Origin of the sequence: Fusobacterium varium, from assembly GCA_021531615.1 — a bacterium.
GTDB classification, from domain to species: domain Bacteria; phylum Fusobacteriota; class Fusobacteriia; order Fusobacteriales; family Fusobacteriaceae; genus Fusobacterium_A; species Fusobacterium_A varium_C.
Genome location: JADYUE010000009.1, coordinates 20067 through 40217, shown reverse-complemented (window position 1 = coordinate 40217; position 20151 = coordinate 20067). Strand labels below are relative to the sequence as shown.

At 30.4% G+C, this 20151-nt stretch carries 18 protein-coding genes; all 18 read right to left on the bottom strand.

The window, feature by feature from the left end; all coding sequences use genetic code 11:
• Positions 1–2 precede the first annotated feature (2 nt).
• The 18 genes from folE to I6E31_05025 all read right to left on the bottom strand — a co-directional run bounded on the left by folE (position 3) and on the right by I6E31_05025 (position 20144).
• A complete protein-coding gene (folE, locus tag I6E31_05110) occupies positions 3–554 on the bottom strand; it encodes a GTP cyclohydrolase I FolE (GenBank protein ID MCF2639350.1) in 552 nt (183 codons plus the stop codon).
• A 24-nt stretch (positions 555–578) separates the two neighbouring features.
• Positions 579–1601 (bottom strand): PTS sugar transporter subunit IIC, encoded by a 1023-nt coding sequence (locus I6E31_05105; GenBank protein MCF2639349.1) that lies wholly within the window; start codon positions 1599–1601, stop codon positions 579–581.
• A 72-nt stretch (positions 1602–1673) separates the two neighbouring features.
• Positions 1674–3746, bottom strand: a complete 2073-nt coding sequence (locus I6E31_05100; protein ID MCF2639348.1) for a glycine--tRNA ligase subunit beta — start codon at positions 3744–3746, stop codon at positions 1674–1676.
• A 51-nt stretch (positions 3747–3797) separates the two neighbouring features.
• Positions 3798–4670, bottom strand: a complete 873-nt coding sequence (glyQ, locus tag I6E31_05095) for a glycine--tRNA ligase subunit alpha (protein ID MCF2639347.1) — start codon at positions 4668–4670, stop codon at positions 3798–3800.
• 11 nt (positions 4671–4681) lie between these two features.
• Positions 4682–5137, bottom strand: a complete 456-nt coding sequence (gene lspA / locus I6E31_05090; GenBank protein MCF2639346.1) for a signal peptidase II — start codon at positions 5135–5137, stop codon at positions 4682–4684.
• 15 nt (positions 5138–5152) lie between these two features.
• Positions 5153–7951, bottom strand: coding sequence for an isoleucine--tRNA ligase (ileS, locus tag I6E31_05085; GenBank protein ID MCF2639345.1), 2799 nt, complete (start codon positions 7949–7951; stop codon positions 5153–5155).
• The gene (locus I6E31_05080) at positions 7951–10359 is read right to left on the bottom strand and encodes a GHKL domain-containing protein (protein MCF2639344.1); all 2409 of its coding nucleotides are present in this window, start codon (positions 10357–10359) and stop codon (positions 7951–7953) included. The genes ileS and I6E31_05080 overlap by 1 nt, the downstream gene beginning before the upstream one ends.
• Position 10360: 1 nt before the next feature.
• Positions 10361–12526, bottom strand: a complete 2166-nt coding sequence (locus I6E31_05075; protein ID MCF2639343.1) for an RNA-binding transcriptional accessory protein — start codon at positions 12524–12526, stop codon at positions 10361–10363.
• A gap of 147 nt (positions 12527–12673) precedes the next feature.
• Positions 12674–12937 carry a 30S ribosomal protein S16 gene (gene rpsP / locus I6E31_05070; protein ID MCF2639342.1) on the bottom strand — a complete coding sequence of 88 codons (264 nt, stop codon included), beginning with the start codon at positions 12935–12937 and terminating at the stop codon, positions 12674–12676.
• A 46-nt stretch (positions 12938–12983) separates the two neighbouring features.
• Complete coding sequence (gene ffh, locus I6E31_05065) at positions 12984–14333, bottom strand: signal recognition particle protein (protein MCF2639341.1); 1350 nt, start codon at positions 14331–14333, stop codon at positions 12984–12986.
• Positions 14334–14341: 8 nt separating this feature from the next.
• Positions 14342–14656, bottom strand: coding sequence for a hypothetical protein (locus tag I6E31_05060; GenBank protein MCF2639340.1), 315 nt, complete (start codon positions 14654–14656; stop codon positions 14342–14344).
• Positions 14657–14802: 146 nt separating this feature from the next.
• Complete coding sequence (locus I6E31_05055; GenBank protein ID MCF2639339.1) at positions 14803–15210, bottom strand: NfeD family protein; 408 nt, start codon at positions 15208–15210, stop codon at positions 14803–14805.
• An 11-nt stretch (positions 15211–15221) separates the two neighbouring features.
• Positions 15222–15626: a hypothetical protein gene (locus tag I6E31_05050; GenBank protein MCF2639338.1), complete on the bottom strand. Its 405-nt coding sequence runs from the start codon at positions 15624–15626 to the stop codon at positions 15222–15224.
• Positions 15627–15653: 27 nt separating this feature from the next.
• Positions 15654–16475: an NAD+ synthase gene (locus I6E31_05045; protein MCF2639337.1), complete on the bottom strand. Its 822-nt coding sequence runs from the start codon at positions 16473–16475 to the stop codon at positions 15654–15656.
• A 15-nt stretch (positions 16476–16490) separates the two neighbouring features.
• Complete coding sequence (gene ylqF, locus I6E31_05040) at positions 16491–17354, bottom strand: ribosome biogenesis GTPase YlqF (GenBank protein ID MCF2639336.1); 864 nt, start codon at positions 17352–17354, stop codon at positions 16491–16493.
• A gap of 11 nt (positions 17355–17365) precedes the next feature.
• Complete coding sequence (gene rsmI / locus I6E31_05035; protein ID MCF2639335.1) at positions 17366–18031, bottom strand: 16S rRNA (cytidine(1402)-2'-O)-methyltransferase; 666 nt, start codon at positions 18029–18031, stop codon at positions 17366–17368.
• Between the two features lie 20 nt (positions 18032–18051).
• On the bottom strand, positions 18052–19338 hold the full coding sequence (locus I6E31_05030) for a S41 family peptidase (protein ID MCF2639334.1): 1287 nt from the start codon (positions 19336–19338) through the stop codon (positions 18052–18054).
• Positions 19335–20144 (bottom strand): TlyA family RNA methyltransferase, encoded by an 810-nt coding sequence (locus tag I6E31_05025; GenBank protein ID MCF2639333.1) that lies wholly within the window; start codon positions 20142–20144, stop codon positions 19335–19337. Before I6E31_05025 ends, I6E31_05030 begins: the two co-directional genes overlap by 4 nt.
• Positions 20145–20151 lie beyond the last annotated feature (7 nt).

The window sequence follows — 20151 nt, the reverse complement described above, 5'->3', positions numbered from 1 at the left end:
TTCTATTTTATCAAAGAAAGAACTTCCAATTTTTTAGAAGAGTCTGTTTCAAAAACTCCTCTAGCTGCTGTTGTGATAATCTCGCTGTTCTGCCTTTTCTCCCCTCTCATTGTCATGCACATATGCTTAGCTTTAGCCATGATAAATACACCTTGACAATCTAATGTCTCATATATTGCATCAGCTAACTGTGCACACAATCTCTCCTGTATTTGAGGTCTTTTAGCTAAAATATCTATTGCTTTTATTATATCTCCAAATCCTACTATCTTCCCATTTGGAATATATGCAACATCTATCTGTCCATAAAAAGGTAAAAAATGATGTTCACACATAGAGTGAAAATCAATATTTTTTTCAACGATTAGATCATTTCTATCAACAGTGAAAGTTCTTTGTAATACATCTTTAGGATCCTGTAATAATCCAGAGAAAAGCTCTCCATAACTTTGAGCTACTCTTTTTGGAGTCTCTTTTAATCCCTCTCTTTCTCTATCCTCTCCTAAAGCTTCCAATATATTTTCAAAAGATCTCTCTATCTTTTCTATATCTATCTTTTTCATTTTTCTCCTTAGAATTTATAAATCTAATTTTAAATCTCCATCTTTTATCCAATTTTTCTTTCTCATAAATTTAGCAATAATCAATGTCAAAATAGCTGGTAAAATAAAGTGAAGTAAAAGTATTCCTAAATATAGATTTACTCCTCCCACACCTAATGCCTCCATTGTAGAAACAGTTCCAAACTGCCCAACAAGTCCACTTGTTCCCATTCCTGCTGCTATTGGAATATTTTGATATTTTAAAACCATAGTTGAAACTGGTCCTAAAATAGCTGATGCCAATGTAGGTGGAATCCAAATTTTCCAGTTTTTTACTATATTTCCTATCTGTAACATTGAAGTTCCTAGCCCTTGAGCTACAAGTCCACCCCAACCATTTTCTTTAAAACTCATCACTGCAAATCCAACCATTTGTGCTGAACAACCTACTGTTGAAGCTCCTGCTGCCAATCCACTTAACCCTATCATCATACATAGTGCTGCACTACTTATAGGAAGTGTCAATGCTATTCCCACTACTACAGATACAATTATTCCCATAGCAAAAGGTTGCAACTCTGTTGCATACATTACAAAAGCTCCTACTGCTTCCATAAATTTAGCAACTGCTGGACCGATGTAGTAAACTGCTAAAGAACCTGTTAAAATTGTAACTGCTGGAGTTATTATTATATCAACTTTTGTCTCCTTTGATACCATCTTTCCAAACTCTGCTCCAACAACTGCCCCTATAAAAGATCCAACAGGTCCACCATATATTCCCCCTGCTGCTCCTGTTATTGTAGAGGAGAAAAGCACTAAATGAGGAGCTTGTAATCCATAAGCTACTGCAACACCAATAGCTGGTCCTGTCATATCCCTAGCTATCTTCCAAATTACATCAGTTAAAAATGTTATCCCTAGTTTTCCACCTATAGTATTAAGAATAGTACCAATTAGTAAAGTTGAGAACAATCCCAATGCCATATAACTAAAGGCATCTATACAATATCTTTTTATAGATATTTCAATATTTTTTCTTTTAAAAAACTCTTTCATCTTATATTTCCCCTGTGTTAATTTTATAAAGAAAGCCTGATTTCTCAGGCTCTCATTTATATAAATATAATATTATCTTTCTTCTATTTGGTTAAGATCAGCCATTTTTACAAATAGATCTGCTAAGAATCTTAATTGAGAAAGTCTATTTTCTTTTATAGCTTCATCTTTATCCATTACCATAACTTCATTGAAGTATCTATTGATTATATCTTTTCCTAATACTATTTCATTTAGGTATTTTCTATAATCTTTATTATTAAGGGCATCTATTACTTTTCCGTTTAATTCTAGTGAGAAGTTATATAGTTCTTCTTCTACTGGAACTTTAAATAGATCAGGATTGATTATTCCTTTTTCGTGATCTTTAGAGATATTTCCAACTCTTTTTATTATTGGAAGAAGTGTTTCAAATGCTTCATCTTTTACAAACTCTTGTAAAGTTTTTACCTTTTCAAGTGCTTCTATTACATTATCGCTATTTGAATCTAATACTGCAGCAACAATATCTTTACTGTATTTCATATCAGTGAAGATATTATTTTCTCTTTGTTTGAAGAATTCTAATACTTCAGCAAGAACAGTTGCTCTATCTCTTTTTAATACTCCACACTCTTCTAAAGTATCTAATGATTTTTCAACAAGAGCTTTTAAAGAAAGATCTAGTCTTGAATTGATTATTACATTTACTATTCCTAAAGCTGCTCTTCTTAAAGCAAATGGGTCTTTAGATCCACTTGGGATTACTCCAACACCGAAACATCCTACTAGAGTATCTAATCTATCAGCAAGTCCAGCTATAATTCCTTCGATTTCTGTTGGCATTTGGTCACCTTGGAATCTTGGATAGTAGTGCTCTTTAATTCCTAAAGAAACTCTTTCTCCCTCTCCATTTTTAAGAGCATAGTCAGCTCCCATAAATCCTTGAAGTTTAGTAAATTCTTTTTCTCCTATCATATTTGATACAAGGTCTGCTTTATCTAAGTATACAGTTCTTAAAACCGAATCTTTTCTATCGTTACATCCTAAAGCATCAATTAAATATTCAGCAACTTTGCTACTTCTTTCTATCTTAGAGTAGATAGTTCCTAAATCTTTTTGGAATACTACTGTTTTTAATTTTTCAACATTATCAGCTAGTGGAGCTCTTAAATCTTCTTGATAGAAGAATCTAGCATCTGCTAGTCTTGCTGATAATACTTTTTCATTTCCTTTTCTTACTTGTTCAGAAGTTTCTACACCATTTCTTACAACTACAAATTTAGGAAGTAATTTTCCATTTGAATCAAGAATTGGGAAGTATCTTTGGTGAACTTCCATAGATATTATAAGAACTTCTTGAGGCACTTCTAGGAAGTCTGAATTAAAGCTTCCAACTATTGGACATGGATACTCTACAAGATTAGTTACCTCATCTAATAATTCAGGTTCAATAAGAACTTGTTCTCCAGAGTTTGTGCAATTTTCTTTAATTAGATTTACTATCATATTTTTTCTTTCTTCAATATCTATGATAACATTGTTTTCTCTAATTTTTGCAAAGTACTCATCAATACTATTTACTTCAAACTCTTTTCCAAAGAATCTGTGTCCTCTTGATCTATTTCCACTTACTATTCCTTCTATTTCAAAGTTTACAACTTGATCATCACACATTGCTAAGAACCATTGAACAGGTCTTGCAAATCTTAATTTTTTATCTGACCATACCATTGATTTTTGGAAACTTAACTCTAATACAAGAGATTTTAAGATTTCTGGTAAAAGTTCTTTTACCTCTTTCCCTTGCATGAATTTTCTAGCAGCTATATATTCACCTTTTGGAGTGCTTACTATTTCAAGATCAGCAGCATCTATTCCTTGAGATTTTGCAAATCCTAATCCAGCTCTTGAAATTTCTCCATTGATATTATATGCTACACTTTTAGCAGGTCCCATATTTAGAAGATTTAAGTTCTCTTGTTTCTCTGCTAATTCATGAACATCAAGTACTAATCTTCTTGGTGTTCCATATGTTTTAATCTCTTTAAAATTTATTCTTCCATCTTTTAATTTATTTTCTAAGTTTGTTTTTAAATCTTTTAGAGCCTGTTTCAAAAATCTTGCAGGTAACTCTTCCATTCCGATTTCAAATAATAATCTCACTTTATTTCCTCCTCTTTTACATTAATCCTCTTTTTATTTTAAAATTTTATCCTATTTCTTTTTTAAAAGAGGGTATCCTAGATCCTTTCTATTTTGTACATAAACTTCTGCACATCTTCTTGCTAAGTTTCTAACTCTTAATATATAAGCCATTCTTTCAGTTGTAGATATAGCTCCTCTTGAATCTAAAACGTTAAATGTATGTGAGCATTTTAATACATAGTCATATGCTGGAAGAACTAATCCTGCATCAAGAATTCTTCCTGCTTCTTTCTCATATTCATCAAACCATTTAAAATGACTTTCAAGATCTGCTAATTCAAATGAGTATTTAGAGTTTTCATATTCAAATTGGAATCTCATATCTCCATATTTTACTCCTGGTGCCCACTCTAAATCATATACATTCTCTTTATTTTGAATATATAGTGCAAGTCTTTCTAATCCATAAGTAATTTCAACAGGAATTGGATCAAGTTCTAATCCTCCAACTTGTTGGAAATAAGTAAATTGAGTTACTTCCATTCCATCAAGCCATACTTCCCAACCTAGTCCCCATGCTCCTAGTGTTGGTGATTCCCAGTCATCTTCAACAAAACGGATATCATGTTTTTCTGGTTCAATTCCTAATACTCTTAAACTTTCTAAGTAAAGTTCTTGAATATTTAATGGAGATGGTTTCATAATAACTTGGAATTGATGATGTTGATATACTCTATTTGGGTTTTCTCCATATCTTCCATCTTTTGGTCTTCTAGATGGTTCTACATAAGCAACATTCCATGGTTCTGGTCCTAAAGACATAAGAAATGTATTTGGGTTAAATGTTCCAGCTCCTTTTTCAATATCATAAGGATTTCCTAATACACATCCTTTAGAACTCCAGTACTTTTGGAGAGTAAAAATTATCTCTTGAAATGTCATTTTTCTTCCTCCTATATTTTTTTCTTTTTATTATCAAAGAAATATTCTAATAATATTAATAATACACCTATGTTAATCCATACATCTGCCAAATTAAATACAAAAGCCCAGATTCCTCTGAAATCAATCATATCTATGACAAATCCTCTTGCTACTCTATCTATCATATTTCCAATAGCCCCAGCAAGAATGAAATTAAAGCCTATTTTCTCCAAAATAGGCATTTTATTTCTATCTTTGTATAAATAATAGATAATGGCAATTATAGCTATTACTGTTGCTATACTTATAATATCTAACTTTCCTTGAAACATACCAAAGGCTATTCCTCTATTTTTAACATATGTGATATGAAAAAAATCAGTTATTACTCCAAGGGTATCTCCTTCAAAAAAGTTATTATCTATAATATATTTTGATACTTGATCTAAAGCTATCAATATAGCCACTAAAATTATATATACCATCTTTTCTCCTAGCTTTTATTTTTTTAGTACACTTGCACATCTTGGACAAAGAGTTGGATGTTCTGGATCTTTTCCAATCTCTTTAGAGTATTTCCAACATCTTTCACATTTTTCTCCCTCTGCATGAAGAACTTTAATGTAAAGATCTGTTGCCTCTTCTCCTTTAGTGAAAGTTTCATCAATATTTTCTACTATTTCAACCTCTGAAACAATTAGAGCAAGTTCAAGTTTTTCTCTATTTTCAACCAAGAATTTTTGAATCTCTGCATCTGTTGAATGTAACATAACTTTTGCATCTAGTGAGTTTCCTATAATTCTATCTTTTCCTTGTCTTGCTTTTTCAAGAGATTTATTAGCTTCTTTTCTAACTTTTATAATCTCTACCCATTTATTTTCAATCTCTGGATTTAGATACTCATCATTTTCTTTATACCAATCAGTTAAAAGAACAGATTCTTTATCTTTTAATACTTCTGGTAAAGTTTCCCAAATTTCCTCTGCTGTAAATGATAGAATTGGAGCTATCATCTTAGTTAAAGTTACTAGAATTTCTGTCATAACTGTTTGAGCAGATCTTCTCTCTATTGAGTTAGTTCCTTCAGTATAAAGTCTATCTTTTATAATATCAAGATAGAAAGCTGACATATCTACTCCTGCAAAATAGTGAATATCTTGGAATAAGTTATAGAACTCATATTTATCATAGTTTTCTGTAACTTTTCTCTTTAATACTTCAAGTTTATGTAATGCCCATTTATCAATTTCCATTAATTGCTCATATGGAACTTTATCTGTATTAGGATTAAAGTCATTACTATTTCCTAAAATGTATCTTGCTGTATTTCTTACTCTTCTATAAGCTTCAGCCATTTGTTTTAGAATATTATCAGAAATTTTAACATCTTCTCTATAATCTACAGATGCACACCATAATCTTAAAATATCAGCTCCATAAACTTTTATAACATCTGCAGGTACTACTGTATTTCCAACAGATTTTGACATTTTCTTTCCTTCTCCATCATTTACAAATCCATGAGTAAGGATATTTTTAAATGGAGCATCGTGAGTTGATCCTATTGAAGTAAGAAGTGATGTTTGAAACCATCCTCTATGTTGATCTGATCCTTCTAAATATAGATCTGCTGGTCTATGTAGTAAATCTCCTCTTGTTTCTAGTACAGCTCTATGAGAAACTCCAGAGTCAAACCAAACGTCCATAATATTTGTTTCTTTTCTTAATTCTACACCTTTTAGATTGTATTTTTCAAGTAGTTCCTCTCCTATTAACTCTTCAGCACTATATTTTACCCAAGCTATAGTTCCCTCTTTTTTTACAATCTCAATTATTCTATTTAAAATATCTCTATTAAAGATCTCTTTTCCTGTTGCAACATTATAGAATACTGGAATAGGTACTCCCCATACTCTTTGTCTTGAGATACACCAGTCAGGTCTTGCTTCTAGCATTGATCCAATTCTATTTCTTCCCCAAGCTGGAATGAATGTTACATCATCTAAAGCTTTTAAAGCTCTCTCTCTTATATCTGAACCTTCTACATTAACAAACCATTGTTCTGTAGCTCTGAATATTACTGGAGTTTTAGATCTCCAATCATGAGGATATGAGTGTTCTATCATCTTTAATTTTAGAAGATCTCCTGTTCCCTCTAAGTAAGCACAGATCTCTTTATTTGCTTTTGCATAGAATAATCCTGCAAATTGCCCTGCATCTTCTGTTAATACTCCTTTATGGTTAATTGGAGAGATTACAGGAAGTCCATATCTTGTTCCTACAACATAGTCATCTTGTCCATGTCCAGGTGCTGTGTGTACACAACCTGTTCCTGCATCAGCAGTAACATGAGTTCCTAATATAACTAGTCCTGTTCTATCTAAGAATGGATGTTGGTAAGTAGTTCTTTCAATATCTCTACCTACAAACTCTTTTATTAATTCATAGTTTTCAATTTCCATAGCTGAGAACGCTTGTTCAGCTAGATCTTTTCCTAAAATTAAGTTTCCTTTTTCTGTTTTGTATACTCCATATTCAAAATCAGGATTTAAAGATATAGCTACGTTTGCTGGAAGTGTCCATGGAGTTGTTGTCCAAATTACAACCCAAGTTTCCTCTGTCATACCAATTTTATCTAATAGGTCTTGATTAGCTTTCATCTTTACATAGATTGAAGGTGAAGATACATTTTTATACTCTATTTCAGCTTCTGCTAAAGCTGTTTCAGTAACTGGTGACCAATAAATAGGTTTTAATCCTTTAAAAATATATCCATTTTCATAAAGCTCTCCAAATACTTCTAATTGTTTAGCTTCATATTCTGGTTTTAAAGTTAGGTAAGGATTTTCCCAATCTCCTAAAACTCCTAATCTTACAAACCCTTCTCTTTGGATTCCTACCCATTTTTTAGCATATTCTGCACAAAGTTCTCTAATCTCTGCTGGAGTCATCTCCTTAGCTTTTGATCCAAGTTTTTCTGTTACTTTTAGTTCAATAGGAAGTCCATGAGTATCCCAACCTGGAATATATGGTGCATTATATCCTCTTAATCTCTTATATTTTAAGATGATATCTTTTAATATTTTATTAAGTGCATGTCCTATATGGATTTCACCATTTGCATATGGTGGTCCATCATGTAATATGAAAGAGGGTTTATCTTTGTCAATTCCTTTAAAATAAATCTCTTGTTCTTGCCACATCTTTATAAATTTAGGCTCTTTATTTGGAAGATTAGCTTTCATTTGAAAACTAGTCTTCGGAAGGTTTAGAGTGGCTCCATAATCCTTATCACTCATTATAAAATTTCCTCCTTGTATATATTTAATGTTATTTTTATATCTGTTCCTTCATCTATCTTAGAATAGAATTTAATTACACCATGATGATCTTTTATTACTCTATCAACAATGGCTAATCCCAATCCAGGAGTTCCCTCAGTATAACTTACAAATGGATCTGAAATATTTATCATCTGTTCCTCTGTCATTCCAATTCCATTATCTATTATATTGATTCTTATCTTATCTATATTTTTATCCTTAGAAACAATAATGTTAATTTTTTTATCCTTGTCCTTTTGATCTCTTAATGCCATTTTAGCATTTTTTATAAGTTCATAGAATACTCGACTTAATTTTTTTCTATCTCCTAATATTCTTCCGCTACAATTCATAAATACAGATATGATTATTCCATCTTTTTCTAAATCTGGTTGTATCTCATCTACAACATCATAGATAATTTGATCAAATTCTACTGGCACCATCTCATTTTCATCAATCTTTGAATACTCTTTTAAAATAAGATTTTCTTGTTTAATTTTTACAATCTCATCTCTTGCCTTTAAAATCTCATCTACAATACAACTATCATTATAATCATATTCTGCCATTCTTTCAATAATAGAAATTATTTTTTTCAAGGAAACTTCTCTTCTACCAAAGAATCTATTTGCTAATCTAGCTAAAGTTGCTGTTCTTTCATAGTCGATTTTAGCTTCTTCCATTGTTTTATTCTCCAATCTAACAGCAGTATTTATTGATAATAGTGTCATTAATTCTGCTTCTTCTTCAGAGATCTTTCTATTTTTTCCAAAATAATCTACTAAAATACATCCATAATTTCTATTATTATTGTATACTGGGAATAATAAAAAGTTATTTATTCCAAAACTTTTAAAAAGATCATTTCCTAAATTGTATTTATACCCTTTATCATTATGATAGATAACTCTCTTTTCTTTTAAAGCCTTTACTAACATACTTTCTTCTTTAAATGGTATTTTTATAAGATGTACTAATTTATTTAAGTTCATCAATTGAAACTCAAATCCATCTCCTTGAGTCTTTTCATCTTTTTTAGTAATATCTGCTTTTACCATGCTATTAATACTTGACATCTCTCCTACAAGAGTATCTATTTCACGACTATATCTAAAATACATAGCCCTACTATATCCCAATCCCATTTCAGAGGTAAAGGCTGATAAAAGACTTTTTACTGTTGCAGTTACATCATCTTCAATTTGTAACCCCATTAAGATCTTTTCAATAGCATCTATTCTATTAATATTTTCTAAAAGCTTATTGTTCTTTTCTTTTAATATCTTTTCTTTATCTCTTACACTTTTTGCCATATGTTCAAAAGATTTAGAAAGAGATCTAATCTCCTCAACCTCTTCATCATTAAAGGAAAGATCATAGTTACCCTTACTAATTCCATCAACTGCCTCAATCAACTTATTTAAAGGAGCTAAAAGCTCATAGAATACCCTTGCACAAATAGTTGTACTTGTTATAATAAGTCCTAATACTATTAGTAGAATTGAAAATGAAACTTTTACTTTATCCCTTACTATTTCATCTCCAACTAAACCTATACCTATATTAGCAATATATTTTTTATTATAATCTTGTAAATTATATAGTGACATGTAATATACTGTATTGTCTATTGTTTTCTTTCTATAGAAGTACTCATATTCCCAATTCTCTTTTTTTCTAAAAAATTTACTTCCCTTTTCTAAGCCTAGATCTCCAAATTGATAGGTATTATCAACTACTAAAAATATCTTATCATTTTCATCCAATCCAACAAATTTCCGTAAATTATCTAAAACATTTTGATTAATTGGTAGTGTTAAAACTAAATACTCCTTTGATCTTCCTGAACCAGAACTATATGGTATAACTATTCTAGCATAGACAGTATCTCCCAATTTTCCAAAATATATACTATCCATATCTTCCTCACTACGAGAAAGATTTTTTTCTAAAATATATCTACTTGTTTCACCATTTATCAAGGTTTTTCTATTTCCACTTGCTTCCCCTAGTGGCATTCCATCTGCTGATACAATACAAACAATGCTATCTGAATATAATTTTAAATTTTTCTTTGTCAGCTGATTTCTAATCAATTTAGCAACTGTATTATAGGTAAATTTATTATTTATATTCTTTCCTGAAAGTATATTTATATTTCGTGAAACTTGAAATAGATCATCTTTTGCTTTTAAAATTACTGCATTATATCCTTTATTCAATAGAGTTATCTTATCTCTACCTGCATCTACAATTCTATTTTCAAGACTTTGAAATGAAATTAGAATCAGAAAAAGAGCAATAGTCACAGATGTGATTATTATTGCTATATCATTATAGAATATTATTTTTATAAGAAGAGAATTCTTCTTTATTTTCATTCTATTTCTCCTTTTTAGTCAATGCTACTCTTTCTCTCTCTTTATCTATATCTTTTATTCTTACTTTTATAATTTGTCCAACTGATAAAACTTTACTTGGATCATCTACAAATTTATTAGAAATCTCTGAAATGTGTAGTAAAGCATCATTTTTTAATCCAATATCTATAAAAGCTCCAAACTTAACTACATTTCTTACTGTTCCCTCAATCTCCATTCCAATTTGAAGATTTTCCATTTTTAATATATCTGATTTTAAAAGAGGTTTTTCAAAGCTATCTCTAGGATCTCTTCTATCTCTAATTAAAGCTTGATAGATATCCTTAACTGTTTCCTCTCCATAACCATTTTCTTTAGCAAATTTTTCAGCTTTAAAGTTCTTTAATTGCTCTCTAGCTCCTGTTAAATCTTCTCCATATTTTTCAACACTAAATCCAACAGTTTCTAAAATCTCTTTAGCTATATGATATGATTCAGGGTGGATTATTGTATTATCTAAAACATTTTCTCCCTCTGGAATTACTAAGAATCCAGCCATTTGTTCATATGCTTTAGCTCCAATTCCTTTTACCTTCATCAATTCTTTTCTATTTTTAAAGTTTCCATTCTCTTTTCTATACTCTACTATATTTTTAGCTATATTCTTTTTAATTCCTGAAATATGTGAAAGTAGTGCCCATGATGCAGTATTCAAGTTAGCTCCTACACTATTTACAACATAGTTAATTACAGAGTCTAATGATTCATCTAAACGTCCTTGGTTTACATCATGTTGATACATTCCTACACCAATAGATTTAGGATCAATTTTTACTAATTCAGCCAATGGATCTTGTACCCTTCTTCCAATAGAGATAGCTCCTCTAACTGTTACATCTAGATCTGGAAACTCCTCTGCTGCTATCTTCGATGCTGAATAGATTGATGCTCCTGCTTCATTTGCTATCAAATACTTAACATCTAATTTATTCTTTTTAATTACATCTGCAACAAAACTTTCTGTCTCTCTTGAAGCAGTTCCATTTCCCATTACTATTATATCAATTTTATACTTATTTACATAATCAATTATTTTCTTCTCTGCTTCAGCTAACTGTTTTGGTGAGTGCATCTCTCCAACTAGGAAAAATACATCATTTTCTCTATAAAATCCATTTTTATCAATTACTGCTACTTTACAACCAGTTCTATACCCTGGGTCAAGTGCTAATATACTTTTTTCTTTTAGTGGTGCTTGTAATAAAAGATTCTTCAAATTATCTTTAAATACTGCAATAGCTTCTAACTCAGCTTTATCAGTTAAAATATTTCTAACCTCTCTCTCAATAGATGGTAAAATCAATCTATCTAAAGAGTCTACAACTATTTTCAGATAAATATCCTTTAAGTTTTTATTTAAAAAATCTTTTAATATAAGATTTTCCACTCTAGCTCTAGTTTTTTCGTCTAAAGTGATATTAACAGATAGTATATCTTCCTTTTCTCCTCTATTTACTGCTAATATTCTATGAGGTGGCATCTTTGTAACTGGCTCACTATAATCATAATAGTCTCCATAAACTTTTTTTACATCTAATTCCTTAGCTTTTTTACTCTCTTTAGTTACAAGAATACCATATTTAAGCATAATCTCTCTTATTTGCTCTCTATAAGTAGGTGTTTCAGAGATATTTTGAGCTATAATCAACATAGCTCCATCAAGAGCTTCATCAACTGTTTTTATATCTTCAGTTAAAAATCCTTGTGCTTTTTCTACTAACTCTTCCACTGACTTTGCCTTTAACATAATATCAGCAAGAGGCTCAAGTCCTCTTTCTTTTGCAATATCAGCTTTTGTTTTTCTCTTCTTTCTATAAGGGAAATATATATCCTCTACCTCTTGAAGTTTCTCTGCATCTTCAATGCTCTTTCTAAGTTCCTCTGTAAGTTTCCCTTGCTCCTCTATTAATCTAATTACCTCTTCTTTTCTCTTTTCAAGATTTCTAAGATATGTTACAGATTCTAATATTTTCCCAATTTCTATTTCATCAAGATTTCCTGTTACCTCTTTTCTATATCTTGAAACAAATGGTACAGTTGCACCTTCATCTAAAAGTTGCATTGTATTTGTAACTTGATTAACTTTTAACTTTAATTCCTTTGCTACTGTCTCAAATATCTTTTCCATAACTCACCTTTCTAAACTTCTCTATTTTAAAATTAAATTTTTATAGTATATCAAATTATATCAAATCTTTTATTAGTTGTCTAATAAAGTATTAGAAAAAGAGGCTCTACACTATCGTATAAAGCCTCTCTTAAAAACTTTTTCTAATTATTTTCTTTTTGATTCTTCAAATTTAGCCCATACTCCAGCTTTAACTAGGATTGATTTAACTGTTCTTGTAGGTTGAGCTCCATTTGCTAGGAAGTTTAAGATTTCTTCTTCTTTTAAAACAACTTTAGAATCTTCTAGTGGGAAGTAGTTTCCTAAGTAAGCAACTGCTTGTCCATCTCTTTTTGTTAAAGCTTCCATAGCAACGATTCTATAAGAAGGTCTTTTTTTGTCTCCAAGTCTTGTAAGTCTTAATTTTAACATTTTTTCACGTCTCCTTTTATTATTACTTAAATTTTTTATTTATTTTTTAAAAAGGGAATCTTCCTCCCTTTCCACCTTTCATACCAGGAAAGCCAGGGAATGACGGCATCTTTCCACCACTGAACATCTTCATCATCTCTTTCATTTGTTCAAATTGCTTCAATAGCCTATTTACATCTGATACATCAGTACCACTACCCATTGCTATTCTCTTCTTTCTACTTGCTTTTAATATCTCTGGTTTCTTTCTCTCTTCAAAAGTCATAGATTGTATTATTGCTTCTACTTTCTTCATCTCTTTTTCAGCAGGAGCTAAGTCACCAATTTGCCCCATACCAGGTATTAATTTTAAAATACTTCCTAATGAACCTAATTTTTTAATATTTTGAAGTTGTTTTAAGAAGTCATTTAAGTCAAATTTTTGTGTTCTTATCTTTTCTTCTAAAGATTTTGCATCTTCTTCATCTATTGCACTTTGAGCTTTTTCAACAAGTGAAACTACATCTCCCATTCCTAAGATTCTTGAAACAAGTCTTTCTGGATGGAAAAGTTCAATATCATCTATTCTCTCTCCTACTCCAACAAATTTAATAGGTTTACCAACAACAGATTTTATTGAAAGTGCAGCTCCCCCTCTTGTATCTCCATCTAGTTTTGTTAAAACTACTCCATCTATGCTTAAAACATTATTAAATGATTCTGCCAAGTTAACAGCATCTTGCCCTATCATCGCATCTACAACTAATAATATTTCTTGAGGTCTAACAGCTTTTTTAATATTTCTAAGCTCATCCATCAACTTCTCATCTATGTGAAGTCTTCCTGCAGTATCTATTATCATATATGTAGATTTTAACTCTTTAGCTTTTTCAAGCCCTCTTTCACAAATTGCCACAGCATCTTTTGTTTCTTCCTCAGCATACACAGGAACATTAATTTGTTCTCCTAAAACTTGCAATTGTTTTATTGCTGCTGGTCTATATATATCTGCTCCTACCATTAAAACAGATTCTCCCTGTTTCTTTAAGTAGTTAGCTAGTTTTGCTGCAAAAGTTGTTTTTCCTGCCCCTTGAAGCCCTGAAAGCATTAGAACAGTTGGATTTTTTACCCCTTTAGTCAGTCTTGAATTTGTTCCACCTAAAAGTTCTACCAATTCATCATTAACTATCTTTATAAATTGTTGTCCAGGATTTATTCCTTTTAAAACATCTGTTCCAACAGATTTTTCTTGTATCTTCTTTGTAAAATCTTTTACAACTTTATAGTTTACGTCAGCTTCAAGTAGAGACATTCTTACTTCTCTTAATGCTTCTTTTATATTGCTTTCACTTAATTTCCCATGTCCTCTTACTTTTTTAAAAATCTCTTGAAATCTAGAACCTAAATTATCTAACATATCCACCTCTAACTAAAATAGCTATCCAATATATCATCTAGTTTTTCTACTTTAAAGTTATCTCTCAAATCTTTCAACTTTCCATATAACTCTCTATCTTTTTCGTAGAAACCTAGTTTTTCTTCATACTCTTTTAATAATTTTATTCCCCTTTTAATATTATCATATACAGCTTGTCTACTCACATTATTGTTTTTTGCTATCTCAGACAATGAGAGATCCTCTTCAAAATGATTCACTAAATACTCTCTCTGCTTGTCACTTAACAAGTTCTTATAATAATCTAAAAGTGTTGAAACTTCTAAAAATTCACTTAATTCCATTATATCTCCTAAGTATTATATAAGATTTTATAAACTATGTCAAGGTTTTTTTCTTTACATATAAATTAATTTATTTACTATTTTAACTTTTATTTTTCATCTTGTCAAAATAAAAATAGAGGTGAACTATTGTTCCCTCTATTATCTTAATTTTCTCTTTCTAAAACAAGTTTTATTCCTTCAATTTTTAAGATCTTAGCTTTATCTCCAACATTTAAAGGTACTTCAGATTTTCCTAACCAATGCTTTCCATCAAGATAAAGAATATAATTTCCTTTTTCATCAATATCTTTAATCTCCACTATAGTTCCAGTTATTCTATCTACCTTATCATTTTTTTGAGAACGAATTTTTTTACAATATTTTCTTGTTAAGATTAATAAGAGTATTGATATAGCTACAAAAAAATACCCTTGGTAGAGAATACTTTCAACTACCATTGAAAAAAATATTGTAATAACTGCTGAAATAGCAAACCAAATTGAAATAAGTCCAGGAACTATAAACTCTATCACTGTAAATATTACTGCACCTATCAGCCATACTATTTCCATATTATCACCTTTTATTTCTCACTTTTATTTTCTTCTTTTACTTCGTTTTCGCTTTTCTCTATTGTTAAAGCTTTTTCTATTCTTCTCAATCTTTTATCAACTTCATTTATTCTATATTCTAATGAATTCATTATCCAAAATTGAAAATGATTAGCTCTCTGTGCTTCATAAAACATCCAAATTATTTTAAATATACCTAATAAAACTGCTACTTCCAATGTCAAAAATAGTGATATTTTTTGCAAAACTATTCCCAATATGAGTAGTGCTACTATTAAAATGATAAAAATAAAGTTTATTATCATGTGTTCTGAATTGTGTGTTCCACCTATCTGTCCAACAATATTTCTAATACGTTCCTTTTCTTTCTGAAACTCATTTAATTCCTCTAGTAGTTGCTCATCTTTTCTTGGCATTGAAACCACTCCTTCTGTTTATAAGTATTATACTCCCCAATCTCTTGGATATCTAAAATCTATTCCCGAAGTTCTTTTTGATATTTTAGCTATAACAGGAAGTTTTCTCTTATATTGAGAAAATCTTATTTTTCTTTGAATTTTCTCAACTATCTCTTTTGAAAATCCTTCTTCAACTATCTCTTCTGCTGTCATTCTCTCATCAATTAATCTGTATAATATTTCATCTGCCATTTTATATGAAAATCCTAATTCTTGCTCATCTGTTTGTCCTTCCCAAAGATCAGCACTAGGTTTTTTATCAATTAACTCATGTGGAACTCCTATATGTCTTGAAAGATTCCATACATGTGCTTTATATAGATCTCCTATTGGATTTACTGCTGATGCTGAATCACCAAATTGTGTACTATATCCTAATAAGATCTCTGTTTTATTTGAAGTTCCTAATACTAAAGCATTTTCCTTAGCAGCATTGTCAAAAAGAATGTTCATTCTTTGTCTTGCCATCATATTTCCTCTTCTCAAACTACTCATATCTGGATTCATTTGAAAATAAGGCTCTATCATAGGAGTTATTTCAACTTGAATGCTTCTTATTCCTGATGCCTCAACTACTAATTTAGCATGTTCTACACTCTCTTTACTAGAGCTTTTATAAGGCATCATCACACCTAATACATTTTCTGGACCAAAAGCTTTAGCTGCTAAAAATGCTACTAGAGCTGAATCAATTCCTCCAGATAAACCTAAAACAACCTTTTTAAATCCTGTCTTTTCAACTTCATCTTTCAAAAATGCTACTAGAGTTTCTTCTAGACTATTTAAATCAATGTTTAATTTTTCCATAATTATATCCTCCAATTATCTGTCTAGTCCAAATTTTCCCAATCTACAATTTCTATAATCTCTTAAAACTGTATAAGCTGCTTGTTGTATATTTAGACTTTCACCTTTATTAAACATCTTATTTCTAAGAGCAACTTTCTCAAGAATTTCACCTAAAATTTCACTCTTATCTTCTGGTTCAAGCTTATATCTCTCTGCAAAAACATTCCACATATTATATTTAATCATCTTTCCAATTAATACACATGCGATATCTTCAATAGGTAAAATCTCATCTCTTATTGCTCCTGTAATTGCTAAATTTTGTCCTACTTCATCACTTTCAAATTTAGGCCACAATATTCCTGGAGTATCTAAAAGTTCTAAACCATCTTTTATTCTAATCCATTGTTTTCCCTTAGTAAACCCTGGTTTATTCCCTACTCCTGCACTATTTTTTCCAACTATTCTATTGATCAATCTAGATTTACCAACATTTGGTATCCCTGCAACCATAAGACGAACATTTACTTTTCTAAGTCCTTTAGCCATAAGTTTCTCTTTTTTCTCAGCAGAAACCTTGTCTATTATACTATACAAAGCTTTTATATTAAATCCTGTTTCAGCACTTATCTCCAATACTTCATCTGCAAAATTATTATCTTTAAAATATTTTTTCCAGTATTGTATCTCTGATTTTTCAACAAGATCTGACTTATTTAAAACAATTACTCTTTTTTTATTTTTAGCAAAAACTGATATATCAGGGTTTTTACTTGATAGAGGTATTCTTGCATCTACAACTTCAAGAACAATATCTATTAGTTGCATATTTTCCTTTATCAAATCTTTTGTTTTTTTCATATGTCCTGGATACCAGTTTATCTTTGTCATTGACATAATTTTTCTCCTTAGTCTTCCTGTCCTTTTATTAGAAGAACTATCTCTCCCTTAATAGGATTTTTAGCTAATTTTTCAATTAACTCAGTAGTAGTTCCTCTTAATATTTCTTCATAAATTTTAGTAATCTCTCTAACTATTACAACTTCTCTTACACCAATAAACTCTTCAATATCTCTTAAAGTTTTCTCTATTCTAAATGGTGATTCATATATAACTATTGTTCTTTCCTCTTGAGCTAATGATTTTAAAAGAGTTTGTCTCCCCTTTTTCTTAGGAAGAAAACCTTCAAAACAAAATCTTCTCATACTGATTCCTGCTGCTGAAGCTGAAGCTGTTAAAGCACTTGCTCCAGGAATTGGAACAACTTTTATTCCCTCTTTATGAGCAGCATCTACTAACTCATATCCTGGATCTGATATACATGGTGTTCCTGCATCTGTTACTAGAGCAATATCTTTTCCCTCTTTTAATAGATTTATTACATTAGCTATTTGATGCATTTTTGTATGCTCATCATATCTATATACTGTATTTTCTATTTCAAAATGATTTAAAAGTTTTTTTGTTACTCTTGTATCTTCAGCAAAAATATAATTTACCTCTTTTAAAATACGAATCCCTCTCAAAGTCATATCTTCAAGATTTCCTATTGGTGTTGCAACTATATAAAGCATTTTTTCACCTTTCTCCTCAATTATTTATTATTACTATTTATAAGTAATCCTTTAAGAATTCCAACTGCTGTGTCCAATTGAATATCTTTATGATTTTCAAACTCTTTAGCAGCCTCTTCTCCCTTGATCTCTTTTATTAACTCTTTCTTATTTTCTTTGCTTTCATTTTCGTCAATGTTTGTTACCATGCTATCAAAAAGCATATACCCTTCTTTTTCCACAACTTTTACATCTGGTTCAATTCCTATTCCGTGAATACAAATTCCACTTGGAGTATAGTATTTAGCAATAGTAAGTTTCATTCCATCTCCATCTGGAAGAGGTATAAGAGTTTGAACACTTCCCTTACCAAATGTTTTCTCTCCAACAAGTATTCCTCTCTTATTATCTTTAATTGCACCTGATACAATCTCAGAAGCTGATGCACTTCCACCGTTTATAAGGACAACTAATGGGAAATCTCCATAATATTTTCCCTCTCTATTTGAAACTTGTTCATTTCCATCTTTAGATTTTACACTTACTACTCTTCCCTCTTTTAAGAACATTGAAGCAATTTTTATAGATTGATCTAATGCTCCACCTGGGTTACTTCTCAAGTCAAAAATCAACCCTTTCATTCCACTTTTTTGAAGTTCTTCTAACGCTTTTTTTACATCTGGATATACATTTTCTCCAAATTGAGTAAGTCTTAAATATCCTATATTTTTATCAATCATTCTTTGTTTTACATATTTCAATTCCACTACTGCTCTAGTTATTTCTATATCTTTTGTCTCTTTTGTTCCTTCTCTAAATACAGTAACTTTTACTTTAGTATTTGGCTCACCCTTTAATTTTTTTACACTTTCTTCACTTGTAAGCTTATATACAGATTCACCATCAATAGCTATAATTTTATCTTTAGGTTTTACTCCTGCTTTAAATGCTGGTCCATCTTCTATAGGAGACACCACTGTCAATGCTTCATTAGGTCTCTTTTGAACAACCATCCCTACTCCAACATAAGTCCCTTTAATATCCTCTTTAAAACTTTCTAGTTCAGTCTTAGTAAAATAGTTTGAGTGAGGATCATCTAAAGATTCAATCATCCCTTTTATTGCCCCTTGCATTAACTCTTTTTTCTCAACTTGTTTTTCCCCTACATAGTTTTCATTAATTATGTCCATAATATCAGATAACTCTTTTAATTCCCTTATATTTGAAAGGAATCCATTCTTATCTTCATTTCCATTTGAAAAACAATTAACAAAAATCATCATGGAAAATAGTAGTACAAATACTTTTGTTCTAAATAATTTTCTCATACAGCCCCTCCTAAGTTTTTACCACTATTGACTACACTCTCTATATCAATATCTCTTTTATTTTCTCTATTCAAACTAAAAAGTGATATATACTCAACATTTCCCTTTGTCCCTGTTATTGGTGAGAAATCTAAATTTTCTATATAAAATCCAACTTCCTCTCCACTTACTATCACTTTTTTTATCGCCTCAATATGTTGCTCAGTATCCTTAACAATTCCACCCTTTGCTATAAATTCCTTATCTGTTTCAAATTGAGGTTTTATAAGAGCCATTAATTTAGTACTTTCATGGCAAAACTTTACTAGATGTTCTATAACTTTAGTAATAGATATAAATGAAACATCCATTACTATATAATCTACTTTCTTATTATCTAAATCTTCCTCTGTTAAATCTTTTATATGAACATTTTCTAATGATTTTACTCTACTATCATTTCTCAATTTCCAATCTAACTGATTAGTACCAACATCAACTGCATAAACAAAAGATGCTCCATTTTGCAGTGAACAATCTGTAAAACCACCTGTAGATGCTCCTACATCAAGAATGATTTTATCTTGAAAATCTAGCTCAAACACTTTCAGAGCTTTCTCAAGTTTTAATCCCCCTCTGCTCACATATTTTGACATCTCTCCTTTTATTCTAATTACAGGTTCTTTGTCTATTTTAATAAGAGTTCCACTTTTATCTATTTTCTTCTCATCAACAATTACTAATCCTGCCATTATTGCTCTTTGTGCTTTTTCTTTATTTTCAAAGAAGCCTCTTTTTACCAAGAGAATGTCCAATCTCTCTCTCATTTTCCAC

Excerpts from the sequence above, each read along its gene's own strand:
- I6E31_05105 (MCF2639349.1), bottom strand. The coding sequence starts at position 1,601 with ATGAAAGAGTTTTTTAAAAGAAAAAATATTGAAATATCTATAAAAAGA.
- glyQ (MCF2639347.1), bottom strand. The coding sequence starts at position 4,670 with ATGACATTTCAAGAGATAATTTTTACTCTCCAAAAGTACTGGAGTTCT.
- lspA (MCF2639346.1), bottom strand. The coding sequence starts at position 5,137 with ATGGTATATATAATTTTAGTGGCTATATTGATAGCTTTAGATCAAGTA.
- ileS (MCF2639345.1), bottom strand. The coding sequence starts at position 7,951 with ATGAGTGATAAGGATTATGGAGCCACTCTAAACCTTCCGAAGACTAGT.
- I6E31_05080 (MCF2639344.1), bottom strand. The coding sequence starts at position 10,359 with ATGAAAATAAAGAAGAATTCTCTTCTTATAAAAATAATATTCTATAAT.
- I6E31_05075 (MCF2639343.1), bottom strand. The coding sequence starts at position 12,526 with ATGGAAAAGATATTTGAGACAGTAGCAAAGGAATTAAAGTTAAAAGTT.
- rpsP (MCF2639342.1), bottom strand. The coding sequence starts at position 12,937 with ATGTTAAAATTAAGACTTACAAGACTTGGAGACAAAAAAAGACCTTCT.
- ffh (MCF2639341.1), bottom strand. The coding sequence starts at position 14,333 with ATGTTAGATAATTTAGGTTCTAGATTTCAAGAGATTTTTAAAAAAGTA.
- I6E31_05060 (MCF2639340.1), bottom strand. The coding sequence starts at position 14,656 with ATGGAATTAAGTGAATTTTTAGAAGTTTCAACACTTTTAGATTATTAT.
- I6E31_05055 (MCF2639339.1), bottom strand. The coding sequence starts at position 15,210 with ATGGAAATAGTATGGCTGATAGGTGCAGTAATATTTACAGTGATAGAG.
- I6E31_05050 (MCF2639338.1), bottom strand. The coding sequence starts at position 15,626 with ATGCCAAGAAAAGATGAGCAACTACTAGAGGAATTAAATGAGTTTCAG.
- I6E31_05045 (MCF2639337.1), bottom strand. The coding sequence starts at position 16,475 with ATGGAAAAATTAAACATTGATTTAAATAGTCTAGAAGAAACTCTAGTA.
- ylqF (MCF2639336.1), bottom strand. The coding sequence starts at position 17,354 with ATGTCAATGACAAAGATAAACTGGTATCCAGGACATATGAAAAAAACA.
- rsmI (MCF2639335.1), bottom strand. The coding sequence starts at position 18,031 with ATGCTTTATATAGTTGCAACACCAATAGGAAATCTTGAAGATATGACT.
- I6E31_05030 (MCF2639334.1), bottom strand. The coding sequence starts at position 19,338 with ATGAGAAAATTATTTAGAACAAAAGTATTTGTACTACTATTTTCCATG.
- I6E31_05025 (MCF2639333.1), bottom strand. The coding sequence starts at position 20,144 with ATGAGAGAGAGATTGGACATTCTCTTGGTAAAAAGAGGCTTCTTTGAA.